Origin of the sequence: Micromonospora sp. NBC_00821, assembly GCF_036347035.1 — a bacterium.
GTDB lineage: Bacteria > Actinomycetota > Actinomycetes > Mycobacteriales > Micromonosporaceae > Micromonospora > Micromonospora hortensis.
Genome location: NZ_CP108880.1, coordinates 859,264 through 872,867 on the forward strand (window position 1 = coordinate 859,264; position 13,604 = coordinate 872,867).

Consider the following 13,604-nt stretch of genomic DNA (forward strand, 5'->3'; position numbering starts at 1 on the left):
TTGCTCTGGGTAACTTGCCCGCAAACGGGCACTCGTGTTGGACTAATGCCGTGAATAGCACTCGCCTGTTCGTACTCGGTGCGCTCGCGCGCGGGGGCCCCATGCATGGGCACCAGATCCGCCGGGCGGCCCAGGTCGACCGTACCGAGCTGTGGAGCGACGTCAAGCCGGGGTCGCTCTACGGCGCGCTGCACCGAATGCAGGTCGAGGGCGTCATCGAGGCGGTCCGGACCGAGCAGGAGGGCAACCGACCCGCCCGCACGATCTACGCGCTCACCTCGGCTGGCGCGGCGGAGCTGATCGACCACCGCGACGAGGCGCTGCGCGACACCAAGCTCCGTCACGACCCGGTCGACCTGGCCCTGCAGAACGTGATCGACATCGGAGAGGCCGCGCTGCGCACGATCATCGTGGCGCGCCGGAAGGCCCTCGCCGAGCAGCTCGACTCGTGGCTCGCGCTCCGGGAGCTGGCGGCGCCGCACATCCGCGGCCTGGAGTGGACGACCTTCCGTCATACCGAACTCCGACTTCGTACCGAGCTCGCCTGGCACGACGAGCTGCTCGACCAGTTGCCCAAGCTGATGGCCAACCAACCGACCTCGATGACCACCTCGTGACGACGCCAGCCCCGACCCCTGTGGCATCTCCGGGGGCCGGGGCTGGCGGCCTGTCACTGAGCGGGCTCGGGCTGGGTCGTCGTCACGTTCCAATCGGGCTTGCTCGCCTCGGCCCAGGGCTCTTCGGGTCGGCGGGGCAGCAGGTAGACGAGAAGGAACGTGAGGATCACGCCGACCAGGACGGTGCCGACGGTCCACTGGACCGCGCGGTTGAAGTTGGTCTCCAATGCCGACGTGGCAGCGCTGTCGAAGGCCTCGCCGACCGGACCCGGCGCCGAGTCCGCACAGCCGGGCGGCGTGGCCGTCGGATCCGACGCGCGCGACTGGCGGATGAAACAGTCGGCGAAGGTGGTCGTCGCGGCGCTCACCTCGGCCGGCGGCAGGCCCGCCGCCACGAGCGATGCCTGCAGCTCCGGGCTCGCCTTCTCGGCGGCCGTCCCCGAGTAGGAGCCGAGCGTTCCGAAGAGGACCACGCCGGCCACCGCGACGCCGATCGCCTGGCCGAGACGCTGGGCGGTGCCGAGCACACCGCTGGCCGCGCCCGCGTCCTGCCAGGGCACACCGGCCAGCACGATCTCGACGCTCGGCGCGATCACCAGGCCCGAGCCGAAGCCGGCGAAGAGCAGGGCCGGCAGTAGTTCCAGGCCGGAGCCCCACCAGTGGATCGTGGCGATGATGCCCACCATGCCGACGATCACGATGCCCGCGCCGAGCATCAGAACGCCACGACCGAGCGCCCGGGCGACGTTGTCGGAGATGGCCGCGCCGACCAGTGTGCCGAACGAGAACGGCAGCAGGATCAGGCCGGTCGTCAGGGCGGACTTCTCCAGGCCGATCTGCAGGTGCAGCGAGAGTGCGAAGAGCAGGCCGATGAAGCCCGCGAAGTAGCAGAGGCTGATGCCGACGCCGGCGGAGAACGAGCGGTGCGAGAACAGGCGCATGCTCACGAGCGGGACCTGGGCGCGTCGGGCCCGGCGCAACTCCCACACCGCGAAGACGGCCAGCGCGGGCAGCGCCGCTGCCATCGACACGAACGTCCATGCCGGCCAACCCAGGCGCTGGCCCTCGACCAGGGGGACGGCCAGCAGCAGGACGGCGGCCGAGACGAGCAGCATGCCGATCACGTCGAGCCCACCGCGGCGGCCTCGCGACTCGGGCACCAGGATCAGCGCGGCGATGAACGTGGCCAGGCCGATCGGCACGTTGAGCAGGAACACCGGTCGCCAGTCCCAGCCGTTGAGGTCCCACGCGATCAGCAGGCCGCCGAGGAGCGGGCCGCTGGCCGTCGCGATGCCGCCGATCGCGCCGTAGATCCCGTACGCCTTTCCGGTCTCCTTCGCCGGGAACGTGGTCTGGATCAGCGCCAGCACTGGCGGGTTGAGGATGCCGGCCATCATGCCCTGCACCACCTGGAACGCGATCAGCTGGCCGGGTGTGGCAGCGAGCGCCGACGCCGCGGACGCGATAGTGAACCCCGCGACGCCGATGAGGAACAGCTTGCGGTGGCCGAAGCGGTCGCCGATCCGCCCGGCGGGGATGAGCAGCAGGCCGTAGCCGAGCGCGTAGCCGGCGATGACCCACTCCATCGCCGTGTAGGTCGACTGGAGGTCGCGCTGGATCGGCGCGACAGCGACATTGACGATCGTCGTTGCCAACAGAATCATGAATGCCCCGGCCAGAATGACGGCCAGGATCAGCCATCGGCGCGGATTGGGTGGGGCGGCGCTGCGTTCGTCGGTCCAGCTCTCCGTCATCGCGTTCCTCCTGAAGTCGGACGGGGTCGACAGCGGACCCACCCTTCGACTACACGCTTTCGCGTACGATTAGTCAAGTACGGCTATTTGCGTATGACCTGTACGGCACATGAGGAGGGCCCGGGTCAGGAGCTGACCCGGGCCCGATGACGCGGAGGTGGCTACGACCAGTCGGAGGAGCCCGAACCCCACTCGGAGGAGCCGGAGCCCCACGCGGACGTCGCCGGCCACGCCAGGTCGAAGGGGAAGTCGTTGGCGCGAAGCTCCAGCGTGCTCTCCAGCACGGCGTCGGTCAGCCGGTCCACGTCGGCGTCGCTGTGAGCGCCGCCGGCGAAGAACATCGGCATGCCCAGCGTGTAGATGCCGCGCTTGCGCAGCAGCAGCGTGAGGATGAACGTCGCGGGGTTGAGTGCCCGCGAGTAGTCCCGGTAGTCGGTGTAGGAGTCTTCCGGAAGGAACTGGAAGCACCCGATGTAGTCACCGAACCCCACCATGCGCAGCGGGATCCCCTCGGCCGCCCGGAACGCGGCCAGCCGCGCCTGGACCCGGTCGACCTTGGCCCGCAGGTCCGTGTAGTAGGCGGGCCCCTTGTCGCGGAGCAGTTGGAGCGTGGCCAGCGACGCCGCCACCGACAGGTGGTTGCCGGTGTGGCTGCCCTGCAGGCCGGTCTTCTGGCCGAAGTCGGTCCAGGACTGCCCACTGGTCTGCGAGATGTCCAGGATGTCGGCCCGACCGCCGATCGCCGACAGCGGCAGCCCGAGCCCGCTGATCACCTTGCCGTAGGTGACGAGGTCGGTCGGAATGTCGAACTTCTGCGCGGCGCCGCCGAGCCCCGAACGGAAGCCCGTCAGCACCTCGTCGAGGATGAACGGCACCCCGAGCCGCTGGGCGGCCACCGCCACCTCGCGGATCATCGGGATCGTCGTCTCCTCGAACGGGAACGACGAGGCGGCCGGCTCGGCCAGGATGCACGCCAACTCGCCCGCGTGTCGCTCGATCAACTCGACAGCGAGAGCTGTGTCGTTGGGAAGGATCAGCAGGTCGCGCGGCTCGGCCGGGGTGACGCCGGCGAATGCCGAGACCAGCGGAATGCCGTCCTTGCCGATCTCTGGGAACGGCACCGCGGGGTGCCCGTGATACCAGGGCGCGGTGTTGTGGACAGCCAGGTCGTGGGACCCGTGCAGGGTGCCCTCGAACTTGGCGACCATCCTCCGCCCGGTGTGCGCACGGCAGAGCCGGATCGCCGACTGGGTGGCACCCGTACCCGAGTGTTGGAAGGCGAACTTCTCGTTGTGCGGGAGGAGTTCCCGCAGCAGCGTCGCCAGTTCCAGCTCCAACGCGTTGGTGTAGCCGTTGCCGGTGCCCTTGCCGAGGTGCTCGCGGACGAAGTCGACGACCGGCGCCGGGTTGTGCCCGTGCAGCGCCTGAGCGCCGTATCCCATGTGGCAGTCGAGGTAGTCGTTGCCGTCGACGTCGGTCAACGTCGATCCGCTGGCGGTGGCCGCGATCACCGGAAATGGCGGTGCCTGGAACGGCCAGAACACGTGCGCGGCGGCGTCGACCGCCCTCAGCCGCTCGACGTGCGCGGCCGAGGCACCCTGGCGCGCGCCGATCTCGCCGAACAGCTCGTAGACCCACTTCTGCTGCATGAGGTCCTGAATGACCTCGATCGCTCCGCGCTCCTGGTGGCTGGCGCCCATCGTGTCCCCTTCGCATGGCGGCCGTGACAGGCGCAGCCTGCGCCCGCCCACTCGAACCCGGCTGGAGAACCGGTCGATCGACGCGGCTTCGAGCAGGTCTTGAGCGCCGTCGTCGAAGCTCGCCGCCATGACGGAAAATCGGGTCAATCTCTACTCGCTGACCGACACGATCACGCCGTGGGCAGTGCGGGCCGCGGCGACGCTCGGCCTCGCCGACCTGATCGCCGCGGGCACCACCACGCTCGACGAGCTCGCCGCGGCGACGAAGGCCAATCCCGACGCGCTGCACCGGCTGCTGCGCTACCTCGCGGTCCGCGGCGTCTTCAAGGAGACCGAGCCACGGGTGTACGCCCTGACGGAAGCCGCCGAGTTCCTCAAGACCGACCATCCCGCCGCCCAACGTCCCTGGCTCGACGTCGACTCGATGGCCGGCCGGATCGAGGGCACGTTCAGCTCGCTGACCCACTCGATCCGCACCGGCGACGCGGCGTACCCCGTGCGTTACGGCATCGAGTTCTGGGACGACCTGGCCACCAACCCCGACCGGGCCACGTCGTTCGGCGCGCTGATGGCCACCCACGCGAGCTACTTCGACCAGGTCGTCCAGGGCTACGACTGGAGCACCGTCAACCACGTCATCGACGTCGGCGGCGGCACCGGCGCCCTGCTCACCGAGATCCTCAAGGCCCAGCCGCACCTGCGCGGCACAGTGGTCGACCTGCCGGGCGTCGTCGAGCAGGGCCGGGCCCGGTTCGAGGCGGCGGGCATCGCCGACCGCGCCGAGGTGGTCAGCGGGAGCATCTTCGACCCGCTTCCGACCGGCGCCGACGTCTACATCCTGTCGAACGTCCTGCACGACTGGAACGACAGCGCCGCCGAGAAGATCCTCCAGCGGGCGGCGGACGCGATCGGCACTACCGGAAAGGTGCTGATCGTGCAGATCCTGGTGAAGGACGAGAACGACAACTTCCCCGATGACCCGGCCCGACTGATGTTCATCACGCAGATGGACCTGCGCCTCCTCTCGCTCATGGCGGGCAAGGCGAGGACCTGGCGGGAGTACGCCGAACTTGGCGAGAAGGCCGGGCTCCAGGTGGACGGCAGCACCGTGATCCCCACCGGGCAGACCCTGCTCTCGCTCCGCCGCGGCTGAGCCGACGGGCCCCTTGCCGACGGTTTCCGGTTGGGAAGGGGCCCTCGCTAACGGACCGTGCGCGCGTCGTACCGTTGCGGACATGAAACCGGCGGTCAGACGAATCGCGATCGATGCGCTCATCGCGGTCGTCGTCGCGGCCGTCGTGGCAGTGGCGATCCGGGTCGCCGACGAGCCCGGCGCCCGGCCGCCGGACGCGCGCGCCTACGCGATCGGCGCGGTGATCGGGCTGCTGCTGGTCTTCCGGCGCCGCTGGCCGCTGCTGGTGCTGGTCGGCTCGGTCACCGCGCTGATGATCTACTACGCGCTCGAGTACCCGGGCATCCCGCCCGCCCTCCCGCTGGCCGCCGCCCTCTTCTCCGTGGCGGCCGCCGGCCGGTTCACCTGGGCGCTCGTCGTCGCCGGGTTCTTCGTCGTCCTTGAGCTGATCATGCGGTACACGCTGTTCGGCGAGGGTTTCTTTCCCGCCCTCTCGGCCACCCTCGAAGAGGGTTCGTTGCTCGCGGCAGTGGTGCTGCTCGCCGAGACGATCCGCACCCGCCGGGACCGGCTGGCCGAGGCACAGCAGCGTCTCGCGGTGATGCGCCAGGAGCGTCAACACGAGGTCGCCCAGGAGCGGCTCCGCATCGCTCGCGAGGTCCACGACGTACTCGGTCACACGATCGCCGCCATCAGTGTGCAGGCGAGCCTCGCCGACGACATCTTCGACAGCAAGCCGGCCGAGGCGCGGGCCGCGCTGCGGAGCATCCGGGGCGCGGCCCGAGACGCCATGCACGAGGTCCGCTCGGCGATCGGCATGCTCCGCGACGCCGGAGAGGTGCCCGATCTGGCCCGCGTCTTCGCGGTCGCCGAGCAGGCCGGCGTGAAGGTGCGGTCGGGGATCGCCGGCACCCCGCGCCCGATCCCGCCGGAGGTGGCGCTCTCGGTCTACCGGATCGTGCAGGAGTCAATCACCAACACCGTCAAACACGCCGCGGCGACGACCGTCGACGTCACCATCGCCTACGCGGGTGACGCCGTCACAGTGGAGATCGTCGACGACGGAGTCGGGGCCGGGGCGGGCCGGCGGGGGCACGGGGTGGCCGGCATGCGGGAACGGGCCACGGCGGCCGGTGGGTCGCTCGAGGCCGGGCCCCGGTCGCAGGGCGGGGGGTTCCGAGTGGCCGCGCGGCTGCCGGTCGAGGTGGAGGAGACAGCGTGACGATCCGGATGGTGCTGGCGGACGACCAGACACTCGTGCGGGCCGGCTTCCGGGGCCTGCTCGACCACAGCGACGACCTGGAGGTGGTCGGTGAGGCATCCAACGGCGCCCAGGCTGTCGAGATGGTCGCCGCGACCCGGCCGGACATCGTGCTGATGGACGTGCGAATGCCGGTGCTCGACGGCGTGCGGGCGACCGCCGCTATCGTCGAGCGGTTCCCGGCCGTGCGGGTCATCGTCCTGACCACCTTCGAGCTCGACGAGTACGTCTTCGAGGCGCTGCGCGCCGGCGCGAGCGGGTTCCTGCTCAAGGACATCGAGCCCGACGAGCTGCGCCAGGCGGTGCGGGTGGTGGCCGGCGGCGACATGTTGATCTCGCCGCGGGTGACGGCCCGGCTGGTCAGCGCGTTCGTCAGCAAGGTCGCGCCCATGCCGGTCGACGGCGGCCGGCTGGCGGTGTTGACCGACCGCGAGCGCGAGGTGATGAGCCTGGTGGCCAGCGGGCTGACGAACGAGGAGATCGGGCGCCGCCTGTCGATGAGCCCGGCCACGGCCCGTACCCACGTCCACCGAGCCATGGTCAAGCTCCGCGTCCGCGACCGCGCGCAACTCGTCGTCCTCGCCTACCAGACGGGGCTCGTCGCTCCCGGCAGCTGACTACGGCCCGTGTTTCGCGGGCGGTGCCCGCTACGGCGATCGCCGTACGCACCGACCGTTCCTCAACGGATGCCGTGCGGTGCGCATCCTTCGTATGTTGGCGTCATGTTTGAGGTCGGAGAGAACGCCGATGGGATCCTGGCCGGGGTCCTGTTCCTGATCTGGCTGTCCGCGGCGATCCTCGCCACGCGGCTGGCCTGGCGGCCAACGCCCGAGGCGCTGCGCAAGAGCGCCCGTCGACTGCTGCGTCTGCTCGTCGCCGCGCTGGTGGTGCTGGTCCTCAAGTGCGTCGCGATAGGGCTGATGCTCGCCGTCGACTGGATCTTTGCCGACAACCGCGTGATCGTGCAGATGCCGCTCCTGCTGCTGCCGATGTTGGCCGTCGTCATCTGGACCGTGCCCGGCCTGCGCACCCTGGCCAACCGCGACGACGCACCGGTCGACGTCGAGACGCGCTCCGCCGCCGCCGATCCCCGATTCGTCGTGCCGGTCCAGGTGACGGCGGTGGCGACGGTCATCGGCGTCTACTTCGCGTACGTGTCCCGCCCGGTCCCGTCCTACCTCGACGACATCGCGACCCACGCCGCGCCGATCCTGCTGTCGGTGTTGGTGCTGTGGTTCTGGCAGGTGCATCGTCTGCGGGTCGTGACCGCTACCGACTTCGCACGCCGTGGCCGGCGTGCCAGCGCCCTGCGCGCCACCGCGCAGGCCGCCGTCGTGGTGCTGGTCGTCGTCGCCGGTATCACCTACGTGGCGCAGAGCAGCAGGCTGCCCGACCGGATGAGCATGACGTCCCACGACAACGTCGACTACGGCGGCGGCCCGTCGATCGGTCACGGTGGTCACGGCGGGACCTCCGTCGACGACCTGCGAGGGCCGCGGACCGGCAAGCCCAACAAGGCCTTCACCCTGACCGCGAAGAACGCCACGGTACGGCTCTCGTCAGGCACCGAGATCGAGGCGCTGACGTACAACGGACAGTCGCCCGGGCCGGAGCTGCGGGTCCGCGAGGGAGACCTCGTCGAGGTGACGCTGCACAACGAGATTCCCGACGAGAACGTGACCATCCACTGGCACGGCCTCGACGTCCCCAACGGTGAGGACGGCGTTGCCGGCGCGACGCAGAACGCTGTGGAGCCCGGCGGCAGCTTCACCTACCGGTTCATCGCCGAGCAGGTCGGCACCTTCTGGTACCACACCCACCAGAACCCGCTCGAGGCGATCAGGCGGGGTCTGTTCGGCGCGTTGATCGTGGAGCCGCGCGACGGCCCACCAGCCGGCGAGCGGGACTTCGTCGTGCAGGCCCACGAGTGGCGTACGCCCGACGACAACATCGTCTCGTTCGGCACGAGTGACACGCTGCAACGCCAGGAGGTGGCCCCGGGCACGCCGGTGCGGCTGCGCCTGATCAACACCGACAACAATCCGTCCACCGACAGCCGCCCTCGGGCCCTGACGGTCAACGGCACGCCGGTGCGGGTGGCGGCTATCGACGGGGTCGACGTCAACGGTCCGACCCCGCTGACCGAGCCGCGGTTCGGTCTGGCGACCGGTGGACGCTACGACGTGACGTTCACGATGCCGGCGGGCCCGGTGCGCCTGACCGACCTCGCCAACCGTGACGCAGGGTTGGTCCTGGCACCACCGGGTGACACCTCGACGCCGAAGATCGTTGACGACGGGGACCACTTCGACCCGCTCTCGTACGGGTCTGGCGGCACCCGGCCCTTCGACGCGGGCTCGTCGTACGACCGTTCGTTCACCCAGCTCCTCGACGACCGGCTGTCCTTCTACAACGGGGGCCTCCACCTGGTGCCGATCATCAACGGGCACAGCTTCCCCAACACGCCGACGCTCATGGTCCGAATGGACGACGTGGTCAAGGTACGGATCGTCAACCGCAGCCACCAGAACCACCCGATGCATCTGCACGGCCACCACGCGTTGGTGCTGTCCCGCAACGGGGTCCGCGCGACCGGGTCACCGTGGTGGATCGACAGCCTCGACGTGATTCCCGGTGAGATCTACGAGATCGGCTTCAAGGCGGACAATCCGGGGCTCTGGATGGACCACTGCCACAACCTCGACCACGCGGCCAACGGCATGGTGATGCACCTCGCCTACGAGGGCGTGACATCCCCCTATGAGCTGGGGCGGGGCACTCCCAATCAGCCGGAGTAGGCGGACCTGTCGAGCCTTCCTCCACCGGGCCTCGAGGCAACGGCGGCAGCGTCGTTCGCATCCGAACCCCGCTTGCTGAGGAGAACCCATGCTCGACGCGATGCGACGAACGTTGTCGCTGGCTGTGCCGCTGGTACTGGTGGCCGGCATTGCCGCGCCCGCCACGGCGGCCACCTCGACCACTGGGCGACTGACCGTCGTCGCCCGCAACCTCGACAACCCTCGCGGTGTCGCCATCGACCGGGCCGGCATCGTCTACGTCGCCGAGGCCGGGCTCGGCGGCGAAGACGTGTGCATCCCCGGCACGTTCGGCACCAACCTCTGCTACGGCTCGACCGGTGCGATCACTGCGGTCCGTCACGGCTGGCAGAAGCGAGTCGTGACGGGCCTGCCGTCGCTGCGGAGCACCGGCGGCGGTTTCTCCGTCTACGGCGCACACGACCTGGCCTTCGATCGGCAGGGCAAGCTCCTGGTGGCGATGGGCTACAGCACCGACCCGGTCTCGCGTGACCTGCTCGGTGCGGCCGGGGCCACGATGGGAACCATCCTCCGGGTCGAAGGGAAGCGCCGCTGGTCTGTCGTCGGCGACCTCTCCGCCTACGAGGGGCAAAACAACCCCGACGGGGTCATTCCGGAGAGCCAGCCGTACGCGGTCGTCGCCGACGGGCGTGACGTCTACGCGCTCGACGCGGCCGCAAACGACGTGCTCAAGATCGACCGTCGCGGTGTGGTCACTGCCGAACACGTGTGGCCGCAGGAGCAGGTTCCAGCGCCGCCGGAGTGGGGTCTGCCGCCCGGTTCGACGACGCCGATCCAGTTCGTGCCGGTCACCATCACCCGTGGGCCGGACGGCGCCTTCTACATCGGGCAGCTGACGGGCCACCCCTTCCCGAACGGCGGCGCCCGGGTGTGGCGGCTGGTGCCCGGGCAGGAACCGACGATCTTCGCGACCGGCTTCACCAACATCATCGACATCGCGTTCGACAAGCGGGGTCGACTGGTCGTGCTGGAGATCGCGAAGAACGGGCTCAGCTCCGGGGATTCCACCGGCGCGTTGATCCGGGTGGAGCGCGACGGTAGCCACCGGGAGTTGGCGAGCACCGGCCTGGACTCCCCGATGTCGTTCGCCATCGCCAAGGACGGCAGCTTCTACATCGCCAACAAGGGCCTCGGCATCGGCGAGTTGGTCCGTCTGTCCACACAAGACTGACAGAGTCGCGCGGCGATCGTGGCGTTCTTCGTGTCGGGAGGACGCCACGATGGCTGTGGTGTCACACGTCCGCGATACGGTGCCAATCGTGTGCACGCTGGCGTCGGGGGATGGGGTCTGGGGGTTAGGTTGACGCGGTCCGACGGCGGGTTTCCCGCCGGCGCCACCACCACCATCCTCATAGTCGACGACCACGCTCTCGTCCGCGAGGGGCTGCGCTGGGTGCTCGAGGTGCACGCCGACCTCGACGTGGTCGACGAGGCGGGCGACTCGTCCACCGCGGTCGCCAAGGCGGCGTCGGAGCGGCCCGACGTGGTGCTGCTCGACGTCGAGATTCCCGGCGACGACCCGGTGGTAACGGTGCGCCGCATCCGTGAGGTGTCGCCGGACAGCGCTGTCGTCATCCTCAGCATGTATGACAGCCCCGACCTGCTGCGCCGGCTGATCGCCGCCGGGGTTCGCGCCTACCTGCTCAAGAGCGTGGGTCGTGAGGAGTTGGTCGCCGCGATCCGCAAGGCACGGGACGGCAGTGGCTCGGTGCTGCTCTCGGTCTCCGGTCAGAGCCTCGTGCAGGTGCAGAACGCGGAGTCCACCATTCTGTCTCCCGTCGAGCTGGAGATCCTGCAACTCGCGGCCGAGGCGATGACCAACGCCCAGATCGCACGGCGACTCGACCTGACCGAGGCCACTGTGAAGAGCCACCTGCGTCGCATCTTCGCGAAGCTCGGCGCGGTCTCCCGCATCGACGCGGTCAACAAGGCGGTGGCAGCGTCACTGGTGACGCTGCCACACGACCGGTTGGTGCCACGCCCGCGCCGCCCGCCGTTCTAGGGCCTGTTCCATAGGAACTGGCCGGCCTGCGGCGGGCCCGCCTCGGCTCGACCGCCCTCATGAAACAGGCCCTGGCGACCGGCGACGTTCCTCAACAAGCGGCCTTGAGGTCTGCGGCGCGGTCCGTGCGCTCCCAGGTCAGGTCCGGGAGTTCACGGCCGAAGTGGCCGTAGGCTGCCGTCTGCTGGTAGATCGGACGCAGGAGGTCCAGGTCGCGGATGATCGCCGCCGGGCGCAGGTCGAAGACCTCACCGATCGCCTTCTCGATCCGGTCGAGCGGCACCGTCTCCGTCCCGAACGTCTCCACGAACAGGCTCACCGGGTGGGCCTTGCCGATCGCGTAGGCCACCTGCGCCTCACACCGTTCGGCCAGGCCCGCGGCGACGACGTTCTTCGCCACCCACCGCATCGCGTACGCCGCCGAGCGGTCGACCTTCGACGGGTCCTTGCCCGAGAAGGCGCCACCACCGTGCCGGGCGTACCCGCCGTAGGTGTCGACGATGATCTTCCGGCCGGTCAGGCCGGCGTCGCCCATCGGGCCACCGATCTCGAACCGGCCCGTCGGGTTGACCAACAGCCGGTAACCCTCGGTGTCGAGGTCGAGCGCCTCCAGCTCCGGCGTGATCACGTGGTTCCGGATGTCGGGGGCGAGCAGTTCGTCGAGGGAGATGTGGGCGGCGTGCTGCGTGGAGACCACGACGGTGTCGAGCCGGACCGGGCGTAGGCCGTCGTACTCGACGGTGACCTGGGTCTTGCCGTCCGGCCGCAGGTACGGCACTGTGCCGTCCTTGCGGACGGCGGCCAGACGACGGGCCAGCCGGTGGGCCAGAGCGATCGGCAGCGGCATCAGCTCCGGCGTCTCCGAGCAGGCGAAGCCGAACATCATGCCCTGGTCACCGGCGCCCTGGGCGTCGAGCCCACCGCCGGACGAACCGTCGCGCAGCTCGATAGCCGTGTCGACGCCCTGCGCGATGTCGGGCGACTGGGCGCCGATCGAGATGCTGACGCCGCAGGAGGCGCCGTCGAAGCCCTTCTTCGACGAGTCGTACCCGATGCCCAGGACCGTTTCCCGCACGATGCGCGGGATGTCGGCGTAGGCCTGCGTGGTGACCTCGCCCGCGACGTGGACCTGGCCGGTGGTGATCAGGCTTTCGACGGCGACCCGGCTGTGCGGGTCCTGCGCCAGTAGCGCGTCGAGGATCCCGTCGCTGATCTGATCGGCGATCTTGTCGGGATGACCTTCGGTGACCGACTCGGAGGTGAAGAGGCGGCGCGACATGTGTGACTCCTAACCCGAGGGGCGTGGGGGCCCGGCGAGTCTTCCCGCCCCTGGTGGAGGTTGCCTGGAGGAAACATCGAGCGATCGAAGGGGTACGCGCCGTACAACTTTCGACACGCATCGATCCTCGGAAGAACCCGCGATGTCGCTACCTGCGGTCGTTCCGACACGTCCTGCTCATCCATAGCTTGAGAGCGTCTCGACGAGTGCTATGGGGAATGGGGGGACCACTGTGGTCAGGTACGAGATTCTCGGGTCGCTTGAAGTGATCCACGAGGGCCGGATCTGCACGCCGACGCCGCCGAAGGTGCGGACCGTGTTGGCGCTGCTGGTGATGCGGGCCAATCGGGTCGTTCTGGTCGACTCGATAATCCGGGAGCTGTGGGGTGACGATCCGGCGCGCAGCGCCGTCACCACTGTGCAGACCTACATCTACCACCTGCGCAAGCTCTTCGCGAAGGAGGGCATAGAGACCCCGGACCGGACCGTGTTGGAGAGCCGCGCCCGCGGCTACCTGCTCAGGGTGGAGCCGGGCCAGCTCGACGCCGAGGTGTTCGAGACGATGCTCGACCAGGGTCGCTCGCACATCGAGTCGGACCGGCCCGAGGAGGGCGCCGAGGTGCTGCGGCGGGCGCTGGCCATGTGGACGGGGCCGGTGGGCGCCAACGTGACGTTCGGGCCGGCGCTGGAGGCGCACGCGATCCACCTCCAGGAGCAGTGGATCCGCGCGTTGGAGCTGCGCATCCAGGCCGACATCACGCTCGGCCGCCACCGCGAGCTGATCGGCGAGCTGCGCTATCTCGTGGGCACGTACCCGCTCAACGAGTGGTTCCACCGCCAGCTCATCGTGGCGCTCAGCCGCTCCGGGCGCCGTGGCGAGGCGTTGCAGGCGTACCACCACCTGCGCCGGGTGCTCAGTGAGGAGTTGGGCCTGGACCCTTCGCCTGACCTCCAGCGGCTCCAGCGGGAGGTGTTGGCCGCCGGCGGGCCACTGCGCCCGGGGCTCGCCAGGGCCTCGTGAC

The 13,604-nt window shown here is 69.6% G+C and carries 11 protein-coding genes; 8 read left to right on the top strand and 3 right to left on the bottom strand.

Translation table 11 applies throughout. The features are described 5' to 3' along the window. Positions 1 to 50 precede the first annotated feature (50 nt). Positions 51 to 617 (top strand): PadR family transcriptional regulator, encoded by a 567-nt coding sequence (locus OHB44_RS04055; protein ID WP_266303762.1) that lies wholly within the window; start codon positions 51 to 53, stop codon positions 615 to 617. Between the two features lie 53 nt (positions 618 to 670). Here OHB44_RS04055 and OHB44_RS04060 read toward each other — a convergent pair whose 3' ends face one another. Both OHB44_RS04060 and OHB44_RS04065 read right to left on the bottom strand, forming a co-directional pair. Then, on the bottom strand, positions 671 to 2,371 hold the full coding sequence (locus OHB44_RS04060) for an MFS transporter (protein WP_330439658.1): 1,701 nt from the start codon (positions 2,369 to 2,371) through the stop codon (positions 671 to 673). A gap of 161 nt (positions 2,372 to 2,532) precedes the next feature. Beyond that, positions 2,533 to 4,071 (bottom strand): aminotransferase class III-fold pyridoxal phosphate-dependent enzyme, encoded by a 1,539-nt coding sequence (locus tag OHB44_RS04065; protein WP_238683693.1) that lies wholly within the window; start codon positions 4,069 to 4,071, stop codon positions 2,533 to 2,535. A 127-nt stretch (positions 4,072 to 4,198) separates the two neighbouring features. Here OHB44_RS04065 and OHB44_RS04070 point away from each other — a divergent pair, with 127 nt between their 5' ends. The 6 genes from OHB44_RS04070 (at position 4,199) to OHB44_RS04095 (ending at position 11,303) form a co-directional block, all read left to right on the top strand. After that, complete coding sequence (locus OHB44_RS04070) at positions 4,199 to 5,224, top strand: methyltransferase (RefSeq protein ID WP_266303760.1); 1,026 nt, start codon at positions 4,199 to 4,201, stop codon at positions 5,222 to 5,224. A gap of 82 nt (positions 5,225 to 5,306) precedes the next feature. Next, a complete protein-coding gene (locus OHB44_RS04075) occupies positions 5,307 to 6,425 on the top strand; it encodes a sensor histidine kinase (RefSeq protein ID WP_330439659.1) in 1,119 nt (372 codons plus the stop codon). Beyond that, complete coding sequence (locus OHB44_RS04080; protein WP_330439661.1) at positions 6,422 to 7,081, top strand: response regulator transcription factor; 660 nt, start codon at positions 6,422 to 6,424, stop codon at positions 7,079 to 7,081. Before OHB44_RS04075 ends, OHB44_RS04080 begins: the two co-directional genes overlap by 4 nt. A 105-nt stretch (positions 7,082 to 7,186) precedes the next feature. After that, positions 7,187 to 9,262 carry a multicopper oxidase family protein gene (locus OHB44_RS04085; RefSeq protein WP_330439662.1) on the top strand — a complete coding sequence of 692 codons (2,076 nt, stop codon included), beginning with the start codon at positions 7,187 to 7,189 and terminating at the stop codon, positions 9,260 to 9,262. Positions 9,263 to 9,350: 88 nt separating this feature from the next. Continuing rightward, positions 9,351 to 10,472, top strand: coding sequence for a ScyD/ScyE family protein (locus OHB44_RS04090; RefSeq protein WP_238683688.1), 1,122 nt, complete (start codon positions 9,351 to 9,353; stop codon positions 10,470 to 10,472). Positions 10,473 to 10,601: 129 nt separating this feature from the next. Then, positions 10,602 to 11,303, top strand: coding sequence for a response regulator (locus OHB44_RS04095; protein ID WP_266303759.1), 702 nt, complete (start codon positions 10,602 to 10,604; stop codon positions 11,301 to 11,303). A 91-nt stretch (positions 11,304 to 11,394) separates the two neighbouring features. On the opposite strand, the gene metK is transcribed toward OHB44_RS04095, so the two are convergent. Next, positions 11,395 to 12,582 (bottom strand): methionine adenosyltransferase, encoded by a 1,188-nt coding sequence (metK, locus tag OHB44_RS04100; RefSeq protein ID WP_238683686.1) that lies wholly within the window; start codon positions 12,580 to 12,582, stop codon positions 11,395 to 11,397. Positions 12,583 to 12,793: 211 nt separating this feature from the next. Here metK and OHB44_RS04105 point away from each other — a divergent pair, with 211 nt between their 5' ends. Beyond that, positions 12,794 to 13,603 carry an AfsR/SARP family transcriptional regulator gene (locus OHB44_RS04105; protein ID WP_196920881.1) on the top strand — a complete coding sequence of 270 codons (810 nt, stop codon included), beginning with the start codon at positions 12,794 to 12,796 and terminating at the stop codon, positions 13,601 to 13,603. The last annotated feature ends 1 nt before the right edge of the window (position 13,604 follow it).